A 19579-nucleotide genomic window follows, 5' to 3' on the forward strand; every position below is an offset into this window, starting at 1 on the left:
TATATTAAGGAGTATTATTATGGGCCGTGGGCCAACTAACGAATATTTTGAGCAGATTAATGATTCCTATGTAGAAGGAACATTAACATGTCTCAAACCGGAAACTGTTAAAAAAAGGATTAATACTGATTTTCCGTTGATCTTAAATATAGAACCTACCAACAGTTGTAATGCCCGTTGTTATTATTGTGCTCGTGAGGAAATGGTCAAATCTCAGGGAATTAATTATTTACCATTAAATGATTTTAAAAAAATTATCAATCAGGTCGGTGATAAAAAACTCATTATGCTAAATCTCCATAAAGATGGGGAACCTCTATTACATAAAAACCTTCCAGAAATGGTTGCCTATGTAAAACAGAAAGATGCAGCGGAAATGATACACCTCAACACTAACGGTATTTTAATTAATTCCTCTGTAGGTAAAGATATAATAAATGCTGGCATTGATGACATTACTATCAGCGTTGACGCTGCCACTGAAGAAACTTACTACCGTTTTAAGAGAGTTAGGGGACTTGATAAACTGGAGAGAGAAATTAAAAAAGCGCTTGACTACCGGACAAAAATTGGAAGTAAGACCATTATCCGGGTTAAGATCATGGAGTTTAACGAAATTTCAAAAGGTGAAATTGAGCTTTTCCGTAAGAAATGGACAGGTGTTGCGGATGAAGTACAGGTAACCGGTGTTCACAGTTGGAGTGGCGCCGTTGATGTTGAAGTAACAGATGAGCAGACTGCGGCAAGATTTCCCTGTGTTCTATTGTGGTATATGCTTGCAATAAATAGTAACGGAAAAGTCGGCCTATGTAGTGTTGATTGGGATTATTCCGGTGTAGTCGGAAATATCCATACCCAAAGTATTCGTGAGATTTGGAATGATGAGCCACTAAAAAGGATACGCAGAGCTCATTTAGATGGAATTTGGAATTGTCCTCCGGTTTGTAAGGAATGTGTAGTCTGGGTAAGTGTAGGAAATATGTGGAAGTATTTAAAAGATAGGAAGGAATTCATTGAGTGAAAGTAGTGAACAATAATAAAGGAGGATTGTTTACGTGTTAGTCAGTATAGTAATTACTTGTCACAATTATGATAAATATCTGGGGAGAGCTATTAGAAGTGCTATTAACCAGAACTTCCCCAGGGATCAATTTGAGATATTGGTGGTAAATGATTTTTCACCTGATGAAACAAAAGAGGTCATGGATTCCTTTCTGGGATATATCAGGCCTATTCATCTTGAGGAAAATGTTGGATTAGCTGCAGCACGCAATATTGGCATTAAAAGAGCTCTAGGAAAGTATGTAGTTCATATTGATGCAGACGACTATGTGAGTGAGAATTTAATCCTGATAGAGTCTATGTATTTAGATGAGCATAAAGATTGGGGGGCTGTCAGTTGTAATTATGAACTAATTGATGAAGAAGGTAATTTCACTGAGAAAAAAAATGGCAAAGTTGAACCAATAGCTTGTGGGATTATGTTTAGAAAAGACAAGTTGTTTGATATTGGCCTATACAATCCCGAATTTAAGGCTATGGAAGAAGAGGAATTAAGGCGGAGGTTTGAAAGTAAATATAAAATCACAAATATTGATTTATCTCTTTACCGCTACAGGCGCCACAGCAATAACCTTACTAATGACAAAGAAAAGATGGCCCATTTTTCAAAAAAACTAGATCTAATAGGATAAAACAAGAAAAAATGAGAAAACCGGATATAATTGCCGAAATTGGTGTTAATTATTACGATATAGCTAAAAAGCAAAACATTTCACTGGTCGATGCAGCTAGAAAAATGATTAGCGCTTGTAAAAAGGTTGGTGTCAATAGAGTTAAATTCCAAACCTATAAAGCCGACAAACTGGCGGCGGACAATTCTCCTTCTTACTGGGATACCAGTGAAGAAACAACCACATCTCAGAAAGAACTATTCTCAAAGTTTGATAAACTTACTAAAAAAGAGTACCTGGAAATTGTGTCATATTGCAATGATATTGGTGTTGAATTCATGTCAACACCTTTTGACCTTGAAAGTGCCGAGTTTATTGATACACTGGTGTCTGTACATAAAATAGCTTCTGCAGATATAACAAATTTTCCGCTTCTGGACAAAATCGCATCTTTTAAAAAACCAATTATTTTATCTACAGGGGCTTCCACATATGAAGAGGTTTCTGAAGCAGTTAAGTTTTTAGAAGATAGGGGATGCGACAATCTTAGCTTGTTGCATTGCGTTTTATCATACCCTACAGCAGAAGCCGATGCCAACCTGTGGAAAATCAAAGCACTTAAAGAAAAATTTCCTCACTGCAAAGTAGGTCTCTCCGATCATACAAAATATTCATTGGATGTTCTGACTACTGCCTGGCTTTTGGGGGCAGAAATAATCGAGAAACACTATACAATAGACAAAAAACTTCAAGGTAATGACCACTACCATGCAGCAGATCCTGAAGATTTTATGCAGTTTCTCAATAAAGTTGAACAACTGATTGAAATCAATGGTGAAGAAGAAAACAGCTGGGTCTTTGACTGTGAACGAGCAGCAGTGACAAATGCCCGCAGAGGTTGCTACCTTGATCGCAGTATCAATAAAGGAGATACCCTTAAATATGAGGACATATTATTTTTAAGACCTCAATTAGAGGGTCTTAGTCCTAAAGATCTTTTGAGCTACCTTAAGAAAAAAGCAACATATACTGATGATCTTGAAATAGGAACATTAATTAGAGAAGCGGACCTAAACTATGATTAAGTTTTGTAAATCCAGTAATGATGTTTTGGGCCACAAAGAGTCATTTTTCGCCGAAAATGATTTAAAACTTTCTGAGTTCAAAGAAATGTTTAAACATTATTCGGCTCAACCAAAACGTGTTCAATGTAAAAACTGTTGTTATCCTCTTGGAAAATCTAGTTTTTCTAAATCAGGTGTAGATTATTTTTTTTGTTCAAATTGTGGCCATTTTAATGGAGGAAATGAGGATACAGATACCTTTTGTGCCGCTTTATATACAGAGGGAAAAGGAGAAGCTTATGGTAAAACCTACAGCGCAGAAACCTGTGAAGCATATAATAACCGCGTCAAAGATATTTATATTCCCAAGGTTGATTTTGTAATAGAAGCACTACAAGAGAAGGGGAAAAAACCTGAAGAATTAGGGTATGCAGATCTAGGTGCCGGGAGTGGGTATTTTGTTAGTGCATTAAAAAATAAAAATTTATTGAATGTTGCCGGTTATGAAGTTTCCTCAAGTCAGGTTGAGCTTGCCAATAATATGTTGGGTGCAGATTTGATAAGGAAACATAATCTCTCAGATACAGTGGAAATAATTTCTTCTCTTAAGGCTGAGGTTGTATCAATGATAGGTGTTTTGGAGCATTTACAAAACCCTCGCGATATACTCAAAGCAATTACCGAAAACGATAATATTGAATATCTCTATTTATCATTACCACTTTTCAGCCCCTGTGTTTTTTTTGAAATTGTTTTTGAAGAAAATGTTATGCCGAGACATTGTGCTCCGGCTCATACTCATCTCTACACAGAAACATCTATTGATTATTTTTGTAACGAGTTTGGCTTTGATAGAGCAAGTGAGTGGTGGTTCGGCTCTGATATGATTGATTTGTTTCGCAGCATATGGGTCATGCTGAAAAAGAATCCACATAATAATAATGCTTCGGAATTATGGGAAAGCATGTTTAAACCTTTGATCGATGATTTGCAAAAAGTTCATGATGAACGTAAAATGGCCTCTGAAGTTCATATGCTTCTTAGCGTAAAGAGGTAAAGACATATGAAAGTTGTTGCAATTGTGCAGGCTCGAATCGGTTCAACTCGTTTGCCAGGCAAAGTTTTGATGAACCTGGCTGGCAAACCTATGATTTGTTTTATGCTTGATCGCGTTGCAAAGAGTTCGGCCGTTGATGAAATTATTTTAGCAACTGGTGATGGAAAAGATAATGATGAACTCGCCAGGGTAGTTTCAGAACATGGGTACTCCGTTTTTCGAGGATCAGAGGATGATGTGCTGGCTCGCTATACAGGAGCAGCTAAAAGTTGTAGTGCTGATATTATTGTTCGTCTAACAGGTGATTGTCCGCTTATAGATCCAGAAGTGATCGATCAACTAGTTACTATTTTTATTGAAGGTAAGTATGATTATGTAACAAATGTAAAACCCCCAACCTGGCCTGATGGCTTTGATGTCTCCGCATTTTCATCTGCTTTATTAAATGATGCAAATCTAAAAGCTGAAAGGAAATCAGATCGGGAACATGTCGTTCCCTGGATGTGGAGAATGACGCCACTTGAAGGAGGCTGTGCTTATAGAGGAATTAATGTTAGTTCTAATAATGATCTGTCTTTACACCGATGGACTGTTGATGAGCTGTCTGACTATGAATTTGTGAAAAGAATAGTTTCAGAGATCCCTTCTGATAAAGATATTAATTTCACTTTAGAAGATATATTGAAGGTCTTGGCAAATAAACCAGAACTTATGGAAATCAACAGGGGAATTATTAGGGATGCAGGATATAAGCAAGATTTATTAAAAGAAGATGGATCGTGTGTATGAAGGCTTCTTTAATGCGAGAATCTATGCGTAATAAAGAAATTTGTATTGATGGTGAACATATTTATTTGCGTAAGGTTCGCAATTCAGATGTTAATGACAAATATTGGAGTTGGATGAATGATACTGAGGTAACTAAACTTACTGTCAGCAGAGGCAAAAAATATTCTAAAAAAGAAATAAAAGATTATGTTAAAGAAAAGTTGGAAGATGATAATACTCTTTTTCTGGCGATAGTTTTAATACATAATGACCAGCATATTGGCAATATTAAACTTGGGCCAATTGATTGGGACTTGGGTGTAGGAGATCTCGGGCTTATTATTGGGGAAAAAGATTATTGGGGAAAGGGATATGGAAGTGAAGCAATAGGCTTGATTTGCAGATATGCATTTGAGGAACTTAATTTAAAAAAAGTAACAGCAGGTTACTTTGCTGGCAATAAAGGTTCATTTAAAGCTTTTAATAATAATGGATTTAGAATTACAAATACTACACAAGAGAAATATCCTGGAGAAAAAGATTCTGTAGAAGTTACATGGATGGCTTTAGGGAATCCTAAGCTTTCTTTAAAGGTGTAATTATGAATAAGTTTGGTAAAAAAATAGTGGCTACCATCGAATGTCGTATGACATCGTCACGCTTACCGGGAAAGGTTTTAAAAGAAGCGTGTGGCAAACCTATGCTTGAGCTGCTAGTTGAGAGACTGCGCCGAGTCAAGGCTATAGAGGAGATAATTCTCGCGACAACCACTAACAGCACGGATGATCCAATAGTGAGCTTAGCCAAGCGCATGGGAGTAAATTATTTTCGAGGCTCTGAACATGATGTTTTAAAGCGTGTTCTTTGCGCTGCAAAATCTTTTGATGGAGAGATTCTTGTGGAAGTAACTGGAGATTGTCCGTTACTTGATCCAGAAGTTATTTCTCAGGGGATAGCCCTTTATTTACATAACGATTGCGATTATGTCTCTAATCTGGATCCTGTATCTTTTCCCGTAGGTATAGATACTCAAGTTTTCTCTGTAGATTTGTTAGCTTTAGCTGATAAAGAGACTGATGTTCCTGCAGATAGAGAGCATGTAAGCTGGTTTATACGGCGTCAGCCTCAGCGTTTTCGAAAGCTTCATTTGCCGGCTCCTCAGGAATTACATTGGCCGGAGCTAGGATTAACATTGGATGAAGAAAGAGATTACAAATTAATAACAAACATTTTTGAACATTTTTATCTGGAGTTCAAGGATTTTTCTACATATGATATTTTAAGATATCTTAGAGCCAATCCTGCATTATTGGAAATGAATAAAGAGGTCTCCAGGACAAGGGTTCAGTAGTGCATGAATAAGGTTTTTTTAAAAAAATTTAATGCAGTCATTGTAGGCCTTGGTGGAATAGGACTTGAGTATGATCTTTCTCATAATAAGGATTATGTTTTAACTCATAGCAAATCATTTATGAATCATGGCGGTTTTGAATTAGTTTGTGGAGTGGATAGAGATATTGAACGTTGTAGAAAGTTTGAATCTTTTACTAAAAAGCCTGGATTTCTAGAATTATCCTCTATACCTAAGGATAGGACATATGATGTTTTTATTATAGCAATACCACCGGGGGAGAGGGACTGTGTTCTAAAAGAATGTTTGTATTTTAAACCAAAGCTTATTCTCATGGAAAAACCTTTGGCTTTAGACGTAGAAGAAGCTAATAGGTTAATTGAGTTGTGTGAAAAAAGCGAGTGTGAACTTGCTGTAAACTATATGAGGCGTTGTGAACCGACAGTGCAAAAATTAAAAAAGGACATTGAAGACAATAGATTCGGTTCTTTTTTAGGGGGTAATACGTATTATACTCGCGGCATTCGCAATAATGCATCGCATTTTATGGATCTATATAGTTATTTAGTAGGTAAACCCTCATCTTGGGGAGTGTTGGAGAGGAAAGAGAAGAAAGAAGCCAACAAAGATCCTGAATTTGATTTTTGGATTTCTATCAAAAATGCCCGCTGTGTTTTCCAATCTGTAAGTAGTAGTAATTTTAGTATTGGAAAAGCAGATTTTATTTTTGAGAACGCAGTTATTTATTATGATGATTTTGGGCGCAATATTACCATAAGGGCACCGGAAGATGATCCGCAGTACAAAGGATATCGGAGACTTAAGCACATTGCAGAAAAATTAGAGAGCGGATTTGTCCGTTGCCAGCAATATGTTCCCGAGCATATTTATCAGCATTTTGTTGAAGGGATTGATCTCGTTTCATCGGCAAACAGCGGGCTGCAAACTTTAATTATTTGTGAAGATTTAATAGAACAATGGCAGAAGTAAAACCAAAAATTATGATTGTGTCTTATGCTGCAGGGGGGGCTGAAGTTCTCTCCTCATGGATAAAACTTAACAAACCAGAGGAGGAACTTTTATTTTGCCTAGACGGCCCAGCAATACAAATTTTTTCGAATAAACTGGGTGATATACAGAGAGTTTCTATAGAGAAAATTAGCTATTTTGACCCAAATGTGGATAAAGTAATAGCCAGTACTGGCTGGAGTCCTGACTTTGAGCGCCGTGCAATTGAAGAAGCCCAAAAAAAAAACATTTATAATATTACAATTATTGATCACTGGAAAAACTACAGGGAAAGATACCTCCCCTCCGGATTATGGAAAGAGATTCCAAATAATTGGCAGAGTTATTTATCGAACGAAGTGTGGGTTTGTGATAAATATGCCTATAATTTAGCCTTAGAATTGGGATTTCCTCCTCACTATATGAAGCAAATAGAAAACCCTTATCTACAAGATTTTAAAGAAAAATATACAAAGAAATCTAAAATTAATAAGGTTGACAATCATAACAATATACGTGTCCTATTTATAAGTGAACCGATAAGCCAACATTATGCCAAGAAGTATAATGATTCTAATTATTTAGGATATACTGAGTATGATTTAGTTGAATCCTTAATTGATGCATTTAAAAAAGCACAAAATTTAAATGTTGAGATTGAATTAAAGCTTCGGCTTCACCCTAGTGAGCCGAAAGAAAAATATTCAAATATTATTAAGGAAAGTTGCTTGTTTGAAGTTTCTGAAAATCAGGATATGCTTCATGATCTAATTTGGACGGATGCTGTGGTAGGTAGTGACAGTATGGCATTGGTGTTATCTTTGGCAGTAGGTAAACCTGTATTCAGCGTGATTCCTCCAACAAGTAAAAAAGATTGCTCTATACCTTATAAAGGGATCAGGCATAAACAGAGTTTTCTGGAAGTAATTAATGATTTGGTAAGAGCAAAAGGAGAAGACAAGTAATATGTCATTGGCTATTAAAGGGGGTAAACCTGTACGCACCAAACCATTCCCCGCATATAATTCTATTGGTCAGGAAGAAAAAAAAGCAGTCAATCAAGTTTTGGATTCAGGAATACTTTCACAATATTTAGGATGTTGGCACGATAATTTTTATGGTGGGCCTCAAGTGCGCACTTTAGAAAAAGAATGGGCAGAGTATTTTGGGGCTAAGCATGCTGTTGCTGTAAATTCATGTACTTCCGGACTATATTGCGCGGTGGGAGCAACTGGAGTGGAGCCGGGGGAGGAGATAATTGTTTCATCTTATACCATGAGTGCTTCTGCTGTTGCACCTCTTATATATAATGCAATTCCTGTTTTTGCTGACATTGAAGAAGATTATTTTTGTCTTGATGTTAAGTCAATAGAGGAGCGGATTACACCTAAAACTCGAGCAATTATTGTTGTAGATATTTTTGGGTTGCCTTGTAACGCTGAAGCAATTCAAGCTTTGGCTAAAAAGCACAATTTATATGTTATTGAAGATACTGCCCAAGCTCCCGGAGCAGTATATGATGGCAAATTTGCCGGTACGCTTGGTGATATGGGAGTATTTTCTCTGAATTATCATAAACATATACATTGCGGTGAAGGCGGAGTCATTGTAACAGATAATGATGAACTTGCTCAGCGGTTACAGCTTATCCGTAATCATGCTGAGGCCGTTGTTGGAGCGAAGGGAACAGAAAATTTAGTTAATATGATTGGTTTTAATTTTAGGCTTGGAGAAATGGAAGCGGCAATAGCCCGCTGTCAACTAAAAAAGCTGGAAGGCCTTGTTGCGCAACGACAGGAGAATTGTGAATATTTGTCAGAGCATATAGGAAAGATACCGGCTATAACTTCACCGAAGGTAAGAGAAAAAAGTACTCATGCTTATTATGTTCATGCTTTTAAGTTTAATGAAAGCATTGCTGGTGTCTCCAGAGATGTATTCATTGAGGCAGTAAGAGCCGAATTAACTGGCACGTCGCTTCGAGAAAAAGAAGGTGCACTTGTACTTTGCGGCTATGTAAAGCCTCTATACCTGGAGCCGCTTTATCAGAATAAAATTGCTTATGGCTCAAAAGGGTATCCTTGGTCTAAGGAGAGTGTTGATTATAAAAAAGGATTGTGCCCAGTAACCGAAAAAATGTATGAAAAAGAACTTTTTTATCATCAATTAATGACCCCCGGTATGAACAAAAATGATTTAGATGATGTAATTAGAGCTTTTGAGAAGGTTTATAACAACATAAAAGAACTGAAATGAAACGGGAAGAAAAAAAAATCTTTGATATTAATGATTTGCCTCGCTTTTCACCATGGCCTGCTCGCCTTTTTGGGATTGATCCCTGGGAAACAAAGCAGAAGACACCACAAGAGATTGACAGAGAATATGGATGTGAAAAATGGGGAAAATTGCTAGAGGAAATTCAAGAATCTGAAAAAGAAGTATTAATTGATGAAGTTGATCAAAAGTTTTACAAGAATCCTCAAAATTCTTTGTGCAGTTTCGGCAATCAATTTGAGCTTTTACCTACGTTGGAAGCGCATCAACGATATAAAAGACTTGTTCAGAATACAATAGAAAATTATTTGCCAGCTTCAGCTATCGTTGAGCTTGGTGCAGGTTATGGAAGTCTTATACTTGATTATGTAAAGCAAGATAGGTTTGCTGGCTTACGTTTTATCGCGGGTGAATATACAAATAGCGGCATTGAACTGATTAAAAAATTATCATATGCGCAACATTCTGAAGTTGAAGTAGTGCATTGTGATTTTAATGCATCTCCCGCAGTAAACGGTGAAATACCTAAAGATTCTATTGTCTTTACCTCTTGGGCAATAGCTTGCGTATCGACATTACAATCTGATTTTTTTAAATATCTTTGTGATAGTTGTATAAAAGTAGCTATACATGTAGAACCATGTTATGAACATTATACTCCAGATACTTTAATTGGACTCATGCGTCGTCAGTACATTAAAATCAATGGCTACAATTCTGGTTTTATTACATCTCTTTATAAGCAGCAAAGCCAAGGAGTGATTGAAATCTTAGAGGAAAAACCTGCGGTGATGGGCATTAATGCATTGGCACCAGTATCGATTATAGTCTGGAGGCCCTGTAGTTAGAGCTTTTACAATGAATTATCTGAGCACAAAATTTCATTCTTTATAGGTGCAAAAAATACCAAGAAATGCTGAGGAATGTAAAATAATTCCTTCTATTTTATAAAAGTATTAATTGGTAAATATATAGTAGGCGAATTATTATCGAATCAATGTAAGGTAGGATTTATACATGAAAAGAAAAGTTATATATTGTGAATGTTTTGAGCCTTTTTGGATCGAAGTAGCCAAACAACTCGAAAAAGATTATGGTTTTGTTCCGTGCTACTGGACTGGTCCGTTTAAAGTTAAACAAGACATTAAAAATAACTTTTCAAAGGTTATTTATCACGATTCTTTTGCTGCAATGCGCGGTGTCCCTTCCGATGAGTTTAAAGGATACACGTTGCCTTGCTTAAATGGAAATTTACTTAAGGAACTATCATTTAATGAATCAGTTGCTCTTGGCATGATGAACAGAATGGACCCCCATAAATCTTTTTCATATCAAGATAGAATTCGTTTATATCATTCACAATTAAGATATTGGCTTTGTGTATTGAATCATTTTAGTCCGGATATTGTTGTTTTCCCATACATTCCTCACGTTGTATTTGATTATATATTGTATGTACTATGCAAAAGGGAAAATATAAAAACCGTTATTTTTCAAACAACTCCTGCTTTTAACAATAGTTTGATTTTTCCTTTGGAAAGTTTTGAAACACAGACAACTGCAGAGCTTTTGTTTAAGAGCTATCTATCTTCCGATAAATCTCCCAATGTTCAATTATCTAAAATTGCTGAAGACTATTTGATTAAATTAAAAGGGGATTATTCGCAAGCTATTCCTTTTTATGCAGATAATGTAATTCAGTTGATAAATGGTCCAAAAAAAATTAACTACTTTCTAAATGTTATAAAGAATTTACTTAAAGCACCTTACTACTTTATAACATTGCTAAAAATGTTTTATCGGCCAGGAAGGTTAAATTACTTAAAACATAAGAAGAAGAAAATAGAAGATGGAACTTGGACTGATTTTGAATACAGACTTTATAAATATAGAGCAAAAAGAGAAAAGAAAAAATTAGAGTCATATTACAATTCTCTTGTACAAAATGTAGATTTAAATATTCCTTACGTATACGCAGCTTTTCATTATCAACCTGAGTGTTCAACAGCACCCTTGGGAAATGCCTTTGTTCACCAGCTTCTCATGGTTGATATACTGTCAAAATCTGTCCCGCAAGGATGGCAGATTTATGTAAAAGAGAATTTTTGGCAAAATTCTCCCTATTCGCATGGGGAGAGGGCTAGGGATAAAGAGTTTTATGATGATTTGGTAGCACTACCTAATGTAAAGCTTGTCCCAACTTCAGTTTCTCCTTGGGATCTCATTGATAATGCCAAAATTGTAGCCACTGTAACAGGAACAACGGGCTGGGAAGCAGTTATGAGAAGGAAACCTGCTTTTATTTTTGGTCATGCTTGGTATCGAGGCTGTGAAGGCATATTTTATGTTCCGACACTAGAAAAGTGTAAAGAAGCCATAGAGAAAATTGAAAAAGGATTTAAGGTAGATTACGATAAGATTAGGCTTTTTATGTTTGCGGTCGAACAGGTTTGCTTTAAAGGCTACAGTAGCTCTAACTTTAGAGACGCTGCAGATATTTTATTTAGAGAAAATATTAACGGGCTTAAGAATTCTATTTTAAAAGTTTATGAGAATGATAAGCCCTTATTCAGGACCCCTAACACTGCGGATGAACAGCACGCGGCAATCAACTAATAGGTAGCAGTCTACCAAAGCGGTTTGAGTAAGGCGCACATCGGTGCTCCCTTCACCCGCCGCGTTAGGATGCTCACATAATATCAAATGAAACTGCAAAAACTGATTCAAAAAAACAGGAGCTGTCGGAGATTTCATCAAAGCGTCAAGATTGATCAAGTTACACTCGTAAGCTTTATAAACCTTGCCAGGCTTTCCGCATCAGCAGCAAACTTGCAGCCATTAAAGTACATTCTCTCCTGGAGTACTGAAAAAAACGATCTTATTTTTCCCAACTTAGGTTGGGCAGGATATCTTAAAGATTGGTCGGGACCAATTGAGGGTGAAAGACCATCAGCATATATCATGATTCTTGGTGATAAAAGTGTTAGTAGGTCATTTGATATTGATTGTGGAATTGCAGCCCAAAGTATCCTCCTCGGTGCGACAGAAGCTGGGCTTGGTGGCTGCATTATTGCGACCCTTCAACAGGATAACTTGATGACAGTATTAGGCATCCCAGATATTTATGACATACTCATTGTTATTGCTTTGGGAAAACCGAAAGAAGTTATCCAAATTGATCCATTAGGATTAGACGGTGATATAAAGTATTGGCGCGACAAAAAAGGCAAACACCATGTGCCCAAGCGTTCCTTGAAAGACATTATTATTGATTAGGCCCGAACCAATAATTCTCCCCAACTGCTAATAGATCGTTTCACTCGCATTTAGCGGTCGGTTAATTTAATCGATAAAGAGGTAGAATATGAAGCAAAAGGAGTTTGATATTGTATTAGTCTACTCTTTCGGCAGAGAAAATCTAAATTTTTTGAGCATCATTAAATATTTGTCTCATAAATATAAAATCGCTTTGCTTCTAAGTGATGACAAAGCTTTTTATGATAAACCTGAAAACCAAACTTTTGCGAAGGCTAGAATCACTGAAAAGAAGATAAGGGATCTATGTGTAGAATTTGGTGTTAAGAAAGTATATGTCGACGAGAAGTGTAAATGTAAACTTTTGTTGATGTATCCAGTGAATTGGTTTTCAGAAGACTATTTAGATAAATTCAGGAAAAATATCTCCTGGACTAAATTAATTGGTTTATTGTTTCATGCACGAGGTTTTAGAAACTTAGATTTATTAAAAGATTTGGGTGTAGATAAATATTTAGCACCTGCAAAATTCCTTATTGAAGTCATTGCGAAAAGCGAAGGGACCTACGGGGAACTCGAAGGGGCTCACATTATTGAGTCAGGTTTCCCTTACAAAAAATATCCGCTTTTTGATAACCTCAATTTAGAGATCGATTATCTTATTGCATTGCCCTCAATATCCATTCTAAGGGGAGATCAATGTGAAAAAAGGTATAAGTTCTTTAAAAACTTAATGCAGATATTGCGTAATATTGAGCAGACAGACAAAGTATATTTAAAACACCATAATGTAAGGGATAAACAAAGGTATTATGAAAGCTTTCATGGAAATGTCCAGTTAATGAAAGCAGGTATGAATATCTGTAGTTTTATTGCAAAATTATCACCTATAAGAAAAATTACAGATAAACTTTATTCTCGTTCAGCACGTTTTGCTCACAGTATTATAGAGAATAGCTACCCTTCTTTAGAAGAACTGACTGATTACCATAACCTGGGTATTGAATTATTTTTACCTTACGTTAAAAAGGGAGTATTTACAGGATTAAGTGGAACTGTTTTTCATACTCTTTATAATAAATTGCCTGTGCATAATTGTGATCCTCAAAAGGTGACAGATGATTATGCCCCTTTTTACCGTCGATTCCAAATACCGTGTCATAATGGTGAGCTTTTTTTTGATGAAAAAAACTACGAATTAATACCTGAAGAAGTTAGGGCAGCTGATTTGATAGAGCTGATAGATAAAGAACTGGCCTTAATATGAAACCGAATATTATATTGATTGGCGGAGGTGGGCACTGTGTTTCCTGCATTGATGTCATTGAAGAAGAACAGAAATATTCAATTGCAGGTATCGTTGATTTGCCAGAGAAATTAGGAAAAAAGATTAATACTTACGAAATCGTTGGAAGTGATGCTGATTTACCTAGTCTAGTCAAAGTTAATCAATATTTTTTTATTTCGCTTGGACAAATTAAATCACCCGAAAGAAGAGTAATGCTATTTGAAAAAGTAAAAAAACTTGGCGCTAAACTTCCAGCAATAATATCGCCTAAGGCATACGTTTCAAAAAGAGCGAATATTGGTGAAGGGACAATTATAATGCCTGGGGCAATTGTAAATGCATCTACAGAAGTTGGAAAGAACTGTATTATCAATACATCGTCATTGATAGAACATAATGCCATTGTTGAAGATCATTGTCACATTTCAACAGGTGCAATAATTAATGGTGGCACAATTGTAAGAACTAAGACATTTGTGGGTAGTAATTCTGTTACGAAAGAAAATATTGAGATTGGTTGCAACTCAATCATTGCTTGCGGACTTAGGATAATGAATAATCTTCCAGAAAACTCTATAATAAAAAGAAATTTAGAAAATTCTAGGTCCACGTAAATTTGATGAAGATTGCTGTTTTTAGTGTCGTATATCCTGGTCTTGAAAAATATCTGCCAGATTTTTTTAATTCATTGTCTAATCAAACTGATGTTGGCTTTGAATTGTTTCTGATTAATGATGGCCTTGAAGGATTAGGAGGTTCTTTAGGAAAATTACCTTTCCCAGTGAGAGTAAAAGATTCAAAAGATTCACCTTCTGCTTTGAGAAAAAGGGGGATTAACTGGTTGATGAACGAAGGAATAGAAGCTGTTGTTTTCGCAGATGCTGATGATTATTTCTCTGAGAATAGAGTTGAAATAGTTAAAAGATTACTTTTAAAAAATAATTTGGTATATAATGAATTGATTTTATTCGGAGAGCAGCTTCATTCTCCTCTTCCGATGTTGACAAACTTTTATAAAGAGAATGAGGAAATTACTGCTAAAGATCTGGTTAGTTATAACTGCCTTGGATTGTCAAATACCTCAATCCGTCTCGATAAAATTCCTGAAAAGATAATGGAAATTCCAGATAATCAAATAGCTTTTGACTGGGATTTTTTTTCGTTGATATTACATTCAGGTATTAGCGCCTTTTTTACCGGTAAAGCTAAAACATGGTACAGGCAGCACGAAAAGAACATAGCTTCGCCTTCTTCATTGAAGGACGAGCAAATATTAAGGGGTATTCATATAAAACGAGACCACTATTGTCTTATGAGTCAGTGGTATGAAGAATACAATGATCTTGAAAAAGAGTTTAGAAAACTATTAACAAGGTTAAAAACTGATGACCTGATGAAGAAAAAATATTGTAATGCTGTGCGAAAACAGTTCTCACACATTCAACGATGGTGGGAGCCTATGAAACTAATAGATGAATTAATATGGTAAAAATAAAAAATAAAACAATTAATAGCTATAGTATACCATATGTTATTGCCGAGATAGGGGCTAATCATAATGGAGATATGGATCTTGCCAGGCAAATGATCGATGATGCAAAGGCCTGTGGTTGTGATGCCGTGAAATTTCAATCATGGAGTCCTGATTCACTTGTTTCGAAAGAAGAATATGATAGGAATCAGAAATATAATGACTCACAAAAAAAACATTTTGGATCATTAAGGGAGATGATTGAAAAATATTATCTTCGCCCAGAACAGCATAAAGAATTAAAAGAATACTGCGATAATATAGAAATTGAATTTTGTTCAACCCCTTTTTCAAAGGAAGAAGTCGATTTGCTTGAAGAAATAGATGTCTCTTTTTATAAAATTGCCTCTATGGATATTAATAACCTTCTACTGCTGGAATATATAGCCCGTAAAAACAAGCCGGTCATACTTTCCACTGGAATGTCTACATTGGCGGAGATTGAAACTGCTGTGAAGACTGTCGAAAATGTAGGGAATAAACAAATAGTTCTTCTCCACTGTATTGCTATCTATCCCCCCGCTTATGAAGACATTAATCTCAAGAATATCCCTATGCTTAAGCAGGCATTCCCTTATCCAGTCGGCTTCTCTGATCATACGATAGGAACATCCATACCTTTGGCAGCGGTAGCTTTAGGCGCCTGTATTATTGAGAAGCACTTTACGATTGATAAACATTTGCCCGGATGGGACCATGAAATATCGGCAGATCCTGAAGAAATGGCAACCATAATTAAGGAATCAAAAAACATATCTAAAGCTCTTGGTATTGATCAAAGAGTTGTTAGTAGAGCGGAAGAAGAGAAGAAGTTAAAGTTTAGACGCAGTGCTGTTGCCAGTAAAAATCTGAAACAAGGGCATGTATTGGTTGCTGAAGATATCATTTTCAAAAGACCTGGAACAGGAATTAAACCGGATGAGGTACAGTACCTTATTGGCAGAAAGTTAGCTCATGACATATCAGCAGATGAACTTATTCAGTGGAATGATTTACTGTAAAGATAATACTCCCTAAATTTAATACTAAAAACATTGTACATGAACAGCATTCAGGATTATCTTATTCCCACAACTTTTTCCATTAAAGAGACCTTAAAAAGAATGGATCTGTTGTTGGCTAATACCGTATTTGTTGAAGACAATGATCAACTTGTGGGATCAGTGTCAAATGGTGATATACGGCGGACATTATTAAAAGAAGTAAGCCTAAAGACTCCTGTATCAAAGATAATGAATGGAAGTCCGATATATGTAGAAGAGGACTGCGATGAATCTGCCATCAAAGAAATATTTATGGAGAAGAAGATTTCAGCAATTCCTATGCTAAACCAAAAGGGGAAAGTCGTTAAAATCATATTTAAGGATGATCTGTTTGAGGGGGGCCATGAAATATACAATAAAATAGATTTGCCGGTTGTTATAATGACTGGCGGTAAAGGAACAAGGTTGGATCCTTTTACACGCATCCTTCCTAAAGCGCTTATCCCTATTGATGATAAACCGGTTATAGATATAATCATGAATGAATATGCCAAGTATGGAATGTACAACTTCATTCTTTCTCTAAATCATAAATCAGCAATGATTAAAGCTTATTTCCAGGAATGTGAAAACGCTTATAAAATTGACTTTATTCAGGAAACTCATCCGCTGGGAACTGCGGGAGCTTTACGATTATTGAGGAATAGAATAAGTTCACCCTTTTTCGTTTCTAATTGTGACATTATAGTTAAGGCCGATTATACCGGACTTTATCAGTTTCATGCTGATGGAGGCTTTGCATTGACTATTATTGCATCAATGCAACATTATACAATCCCTTATGGCATATGTGAACTTGATGAAGGTGGAACACTGGAAGCTATTTCAGAGAAACCTGAATATGATTTTCTCGTTAATACAGGCATGTATATTTTAAATCCAGAAACAATAGATCTTATACCGGAAGATAAAATGTTCCATATGACAGATTTAATCAATAGTTTAAAAAGAAATAACTATAAAATAGGCGTATACCCTGTATCTGAAAAATCATGGATTGATATCGGGCAGTGGGGAAAGTACAAGGAATCTGCTGACAGATTAAACCATGCGCTCAAGGATTTAACATGAAAAAAATAAATGATATAGCTGTAATCTTATTTGCCAGATTAAACTCGCAAAGAATACCTGAAAAAATGATTAAACCTTTTGCAGGAACAACTCTTATTGATATTGCTGTCGAAAAAATAATGAAATCAAGAGTCATTCCTAAAGAAAATATATATTTATACGTTTATGAACAAGAACTTATAGATATTGGAAATAAATATGGGATAAATATTTTGGAGCGAAGCGAAAAATCAGCAAATGCAGAAAGCAGTATTCAGGATATACATGAGTGGCATAAGAGTTTGAATTATAAATATGTTGTTACCTTTAATGCATGTACCCCTTTATTGAAAATATCAACTATAGATAATTTTATTACCCATTATACCAAAAGCAGCTATGACGGCTTATTTGGTGTCATTGAAAAACGTAATTTTTTCTGGGATAGAGAGGGAAATTTATTTACAAGTGCACCTCTTGATGAACAGGCTCCTAACACCAAAACAGCTGAAAAAGTATATGAAGCTGCCCATTGCCTTTATGCAAGCAAAACAGCCTGGATAAAAGATGACATCTGGTTGGGCCGTTTTCAAGAACCAAATGACCCGGAGTTATACGTTGTTGATGAATATGAGTCCTTTGATATTGATTATTTATGGCAGTTTGAACTGGCTCAAGGAGCCTATATACGAGAAATTAAAAAAACAAGGCTATAAAAACTGGAGATGAAAATTTATGCAATAGTCCAGGCCAGGATGTCCTCAAAACGCTTTCCCGGTAAGACGCTATACAAAGTTCAAAACAAACCTTTGATTTCCTTTTTACTTGAAACCCTATCAAAATGTCGTGGTCTGGATGATATACTACTAGCTACGTCTATCGATAAGAGTGATGATCCGATATTGGATTACTGTGAAAAAAAGAGTGTAAGACATTTTAGAGGTTCTCTGGATAATGTTGCTGAAAGGTTCAAGGATATTATCGAGGCTGAAAACATTGATGCATTCGTTAGATTGTCGGGTGACAGTCCGCTTCTTGATCCTCAGATTATTGAAAAGGCCGTCGCTCTTTATCGTAAAAACGAATATGATATTGTTACAAATGTTTTGAACCGCTCTTTTCCCAAGGGTCAAAGCGTTGAAGTAGTAAATGCAAAGACTTTTTTAGAAGCATACAGTGAATTGAAAAGCAATGAGGATAAAGAGCATGTAATGCCTTTTTTTTATAGAAACAAGGATAAATATAACATCTTCAATATTGAATCGGATTATGATGCGTCTACAGTGCAACTTTCAGTGGATACCGATGGGGACATGAGAATCTTTAAATTGATATTAAATAAGATGGATCGTCCTCATTGGCAATATAACTGGAAAGAAGTATTGGAATTAAGGGATAGTGCTGTCAGTAGAATACAATGAAAAAAATTAAAGTAGGCATTATTGGTTTGGGAGTTGGAAGAAAGCACATTGCCGGCTTCCAGTCCCACCCACAGTCTCAGGTGATAAAAACATGTGATTTTGACAACGAAAGATTAGAGGACGTAAAGCAGGAGTATCCTGAAATTGAAGGGGTATGTTCTGCGGATGAAGTCCTTAACGATCCGGATATTGATGTTGTTTCCATCGCTTCCTATGACAATTATCACTTTGAACAGATTACACAGGCTCTGAACAACGGGAAACATGTCTATGTTGAAAAACCCATGTGCTTATTTGATTATGAAGCCAGAAGTATTCGAGGACTTTTAAAGTCTAAACCTGAAATAAAACTATCATCTAACCTTGTACTAAGAACCTGCCCCAGATTTGTCCGCTTAAAAGAAGCTGTACAATCAGGAGAAATGGGTGATATTTATTCGATGAAGGCGGAATACTTGTGGGGAAGAAAGCATAAGCTTACCGATGGGTGGCGTAAGGATATGGATTTCTACTCAATCATCCATGGTGCAGCTGTTCATATGATTGATTTATTAATATGGATGATTGACATGCTTCCCGTAGAAGTTAAGGCCTATGGAAATCAAATTACAACAAAAGACTCAGAGATGAAATACAATGATTTTGCAGCAATATTGATGAAATTTGAAACAGGCCTTATTGCTGAGGTAAGTGCTCATGGGGGGTGCGTACACCCTCACTTTCATAATATAAGTATTTATGGCAGTAATAAATCATTTATCAATGGCATTACGGGAGGAGTCTGGGTCAACTCTCA

The 19579-nt window shown here is 35.9% G+C and carries 21 protein-coding genes; all 21 read left to right on the forward strand.

What is annotated here, in order from left to right; translation table 11 throughout:
• The first annotated feature begins 19 nt into the window (after nt 1-19).
• The gene (locus OEV42_13755; GenBank protein ID MDH3975341.1) at nt 20-1021 is read left to right on the forward strand and encodes a radical SAM protein; all 1002 of its coding nucleotides are present in this window, start codon (nt 20-22) and stop codon (nt 1019-1021) included.
• A gap of 34 nt (nt 1022-1055) precedes the next feature.
• Entirely contained in the window at nt 1056-1694 is a 639-nt protein-coding gene (locus OEV42_13760) for a glycosyltransferase (GenBank protein MDH3975342.1), read from the forward strand.
• Nucleotides 1695-1705: 11 nt separating this feature from the next.
• Nucleotides 1706-2758, forward strand: coding sequence for an N-acetylneuraminate synthase family protein (locus OEV42_13765; GenBank protein ID MDH3975343.1), 1053 nt, complete (start codon nt 1706-1708; stop codon nt 2756-2758).
• The gene (locus OEV42_13770) at nt 2751-3794 is read left to right on the forward strand and encodes a class I SAM-dependent methyltransferase (GenBank protein MDH3975344.1); all 1044 of its coding nucleotides are present in this window, start codon (nt 2751-2753) and stop codon (nt 3792-3794) included. The genes OEV42_13765 and OEV42_13770 overlap by 8 nt, the downstream gene beginning before the upstream one ends.
• A gap of 6 nt (nt 3795-3800) precedes the next feature.
• On the forward strand, nt 3801-4583 hold the full coding sequence (locus tag OEV42_13775) for a glycosyltransferase family protein (protein ID MDH3975345.1): 783 nt from the start codon (nt 3801-3803) through the stop codon (nt 4581-4583).
• The gene (locus OEV42_13780) at nt 4580-5161 is read left to right on the forward strand and encodes a GNAT family N-acetyltransferase (GenBank protein ID MDH3975346.1); all 582 of its coding nucleotides are present in this window, start codon (nt 4580-4582) and stop codon (nt 5159-5161) included. The genes OEV42_13775 and OEV42_13780 overlap by 4 nt, the downstream gene beginning before the upstream one ends.
• Nucleotides 5162-5163: 2 nt before the next feature.
• Entirely contained in the window at nt 5164-5913 is a 750-nt protein-coding gene (locus OEV42_13785) for a glycosyltransferase family protein (protein ID MDH3975347.1), read from the forward strand.
• Between the two features lie 3 nt (nt 5914-5916).
• Complete coding sequence (locus tag OEV42_13790) at nt 5917-6903, forward strand: Gfo/Idh/MocA family oxidoreductase (protein MDH3975348.1); 987 nt, start codon at nt 5917-5919, stop codon at nt 6901-6903.
• Nucleotides 6891-7886 (forward strand): hypothetical protein, encoded by a 996-nt coding sequence (locus tag OEV42_13795; GenBank protein ID MDH3975349.1) that lies wholly within the window; start codon nt 6891-6893, stop codon nt 7884-7886. Before OEV42_13790 ends, OEV42_13795 begins: the two co-directional genes overlap by 13 nt.
• Nucleotide 7887: 1 nt before the next feature.
• Complete coding sequence (locus OEV42_13800) at nt 7888-9177, forward strand: DegT/DnrJ/EryC1/StrS family aminotransferase (protein MDH3975350.1); 1290 nt, start codon at nt 7888-7890, stop codon at nt 9175-9177.
• Complete coding sequence (locus OEV42_13805) at nt 9174-10043, forward strand: hypothetical protein (protein MDH3975351.1); 870 nt, start codon at nt 9174-9176, stop codon at nt 10041-10043. The genes OEV42_13800 and OEV42_13805 overlap by 4 nt, the downstream gene beginning before the upstream one ends.
• 169 nt (nt 10044-10212) lie before the next feature.
• A complete protein-coding gene (locus OEV42_13810) occupies nt 10213-11811 on the forward strand; it encodes a hypothetical protein (protein ID MDH3975352.1) in 1599 nt (532 codons plus the stop codon).
• Nucleotides 11812-11898: 87 nt separating this feature from the next.
• Nucleotides 11899-12471 carry a nitroreductase family protein gene (locus OEV42_13815; GenBank protein MDH3975353.1) on the forward strand — a complete coding sequence of 191 codons (573 nt, stop codon included), beginning with the start codon at nt 11899-11901 and terminating at the stop codon, nt 12469-12471.
• 88 nt (nt 12472-12559) lie between these two features.
• Nucleotides 12560-13717, forward strand: coding sequence for a hypothetical protein (locus tag OEV42_13820; GenBank protein ID MDH3975354.1), 1158 nt, complete (start codon nt 12560-12562; stop codon nt 13715-13717).
• Nucleotides 13714-14352 carry a NeuD/PglB/VioB family sugar acetyltransferase gene (locus OEV42_13825; GenBank protein ID MDH3975355.1) on the forward strand — a complete coding sequence of 213 codons (639 nt, stop codon included), beginning with the start codon at nt 13714-13716 and terminating at the stop codon, nt 14350-14352. Before OEV42_13820 ends, OEV42_13825 begins: the two co-directional genes overlap by 4 nt.
• A 5-nt stretch (nt 14353-14357) precedes the next feature.
• A complete protein-coding gene (locus tag OEV42_13830) occupies nt 14358-15227 on the forward strand; it encodes a glycosyltransferase family 2 protein (GenBank protein ID MDH3975356.1) in 870 nt (289 codons plus the stop codon).
• Nucleotides 15221-16270, forward strand: coding sequence for an N-acetylneuraminate synthase family protein (locus OEV42_13835; GenBank protein ID MDH3975357.1), 1050 nt, complete (start codon nt 15221-15223; stop codon nt 16268-16270). Before OEV42_13830 ends, OEV42_13835 begins: the two co-directional genes overlap by 7 nt.
• 39 nt (nt 16271-16309) lie before the next feature.
• Nucleotides 16310-17383: a sugar phosphate nucleotidyltransferase gene (locus OEV42_13840; protein ID MDH3975358.1), complete on the forward strand. Its 1074-nt coding sequence runs from the start codon at nt 16310-16312 to the stop codon at nt 17381-17383.
• Nucleotides 17380-18078 (forward strand): hypothetical protein, encoded by a 699-nt coding sequence (locus tag OEV42_13845; protein ID MDH3975359.1) that lies wholly within the window; start codon nt 17380-17382, stop codon nt 18076-18078. Before OEV42_13840 ends, OEV42_13845 begins: the two co-directional genes overlap by 4 nt.
• A 9-nt stretch (nt 18079-18087) precedes the next feature.
• On the forward strand, nt 18088-18783 hold the full coding sequence (locus tag OEV42_13850; GenBank protein ID MDH3975360.1) for an NTP transferase domain-containing protein: 696 nt from the start codon (nt 18088-18090) through the stop codon (nt 18781-18783).
• Nucleotides 18780-19579: Gfo/Idh/MocA family oxidoreductase (locus OEV42_13855; protein MDH3975361.1), on the forward strand; the 800-nt coding region annotated here is incomplete at its 3' end. The genes OEV42_13850 and OEV42_13855, both read left to right, overlap by 4 nt.

Source organism: Deltaproteobacteria bacterium (assembly GCA_029860075.1).
In the GTDB taxonomy this organism is placed as follows: Bacteria; Desulfobacterota; JADFVX01; order JADFVX01; family JADFVX01; genus JAOUBX01.

What these genes read in the sequence shown, in the direction of transcription:
- OEV42_13845 (MDH3975359.1), top strand. Translation starts at nt 17,380, where the DNA reads ATGAAAAAAATAAATGATATAGCTGTAATCTTATTTGCCAGATTAAAC.
- OEV42_13825 (MDH3975355.1), top strand. Translation starts at nt 13,714, where the DNA reads ATGAAACCGAATATTATATTGATTGGCGGAGGTGGGCACTGTGTTTCC.
- OEV42_13815 (MDH3975353.1), top strand. Translation starts at nt 11,899, where the DNA reads ATGAAACTGCAAAAACTGATTCAAAAAAACAGGAGCTGTCGGAGATTT.
- OEV42_13755 (MDH3975341.1), top strand. Translation starts at nt 20, where the DNA reads ATGGGCCGTGGGCCAACTAACGAATATTTTGAGCAGATTAATGATTCC.
- OEV42_13765 (MDH3975343.1), top strand. Translation starts at nt 1,706, where the DNA reads ATGAGAAAACCGGATATAATTGCCGAAATTGGTGTTAATTATTACGAT.
- OEV42_13810 (MDH3975352.1), top strand. Translation starts at nt 10,213, where the DNA reads ATGAAAAGAAAAGTTATATATTGTGAATGTTTTGAGCCTTTTTGGATC.
- OEV42_13770 (MDH3975344.1), top strand. Translation starts at nt 2,751, where the DNA reads ATGATTAAGTTTTGTAAATCCAGTAATGATGTTTTGGGCCACAAAGAG.
- OEV42_13800 (MDH3975350.1), top strand. Translation starts at nt 7,888, where the DNA reads ATGTCATTGGCTATTAAAGGGGGTAAACCTGTACGCACCAAACCATTC.
- OEV42_13830 (MDH3975356.1), top strand. Translation starts at nt 14,358, where the DNA reads ATGAAGATTGCTGTTTTTAGTGTCGTATATCCTGGTCTTGAAAAATAT.
- OEV42_13835 (MDH3975357.1), top strand. Translation starts at nt 15,221, where the DNA reads ATGGTAAAAATAAAAAATAAAACAATTAATAGCTATAGTATACCATAT.
- OEV42_13785 (MDH3975347.1), top strand. Translation starts at nt 5,164, where the DNA reads ATGAATAAGTTTGGTAAAAAAATAGTGGCTACCATCGAATGTCGTATG.
- OEV42_13850 (MDH3975360.1), top strand. Translation starts at nt 18,088, where the DNA reads ATGAAAATTTATGCAATAGTCCAGGCCAGGATGTCCTCAAAACGCTTT.
- OEV42_13840 (MDH3975358.1), top strand. Translation starts at nt 16,310, where the DNA reads ATGAACAGCATTCAGGATTATCTTATTCCCACAACTTTTTCCATTAAA.
- OEV42_13805 (MDH3975351.1), top strand. Translation starts at nt 9,174, where the DNA reads ATGAAACGGGAAGAAAAAAAAATCTTTGATATTAATGATTTGCCTCGC.
- OEV42_13795 (MDH3975349.1), top strand. Translation starts at nt 6,891, where the DNA reads ATGGCAGAAGTAAAACCAAAAATTATGATTGTGTCTTATGCTGCAGGG.
- OEV42_13790 (MDH3975348.1), top strand. Translation starts at nt 5,917, where the DNA reads ATGAATAAGGTTTTTTTAAAAAAATTTAATGCAGTCATTGTAGGCCTT.
- OEV42_13820 (MDH3975354.1), top strand. Translation starts at nt 12,560, where the DNA reads ATGAAGCAAAAGGAGTTTGATATTGTATTAGTCTACTCTTTCGGCAGA.
- OEV42_13775 (MDH3975345.1), top strand. Translation starts at nt 3,801, where the DNA reads ATGAAAGTTGTTGCAATTGTGCAGGCTCGAATCGGTTCAACTCGTTTG.
- OEV42_13780 (MDH3975346.1), top strand. Translation starts at nt 4,580, where the DNA reads ATGAAGGCTTCTTTAATGCGAGAATCTATGCGTAATAAAGAAATTTGT.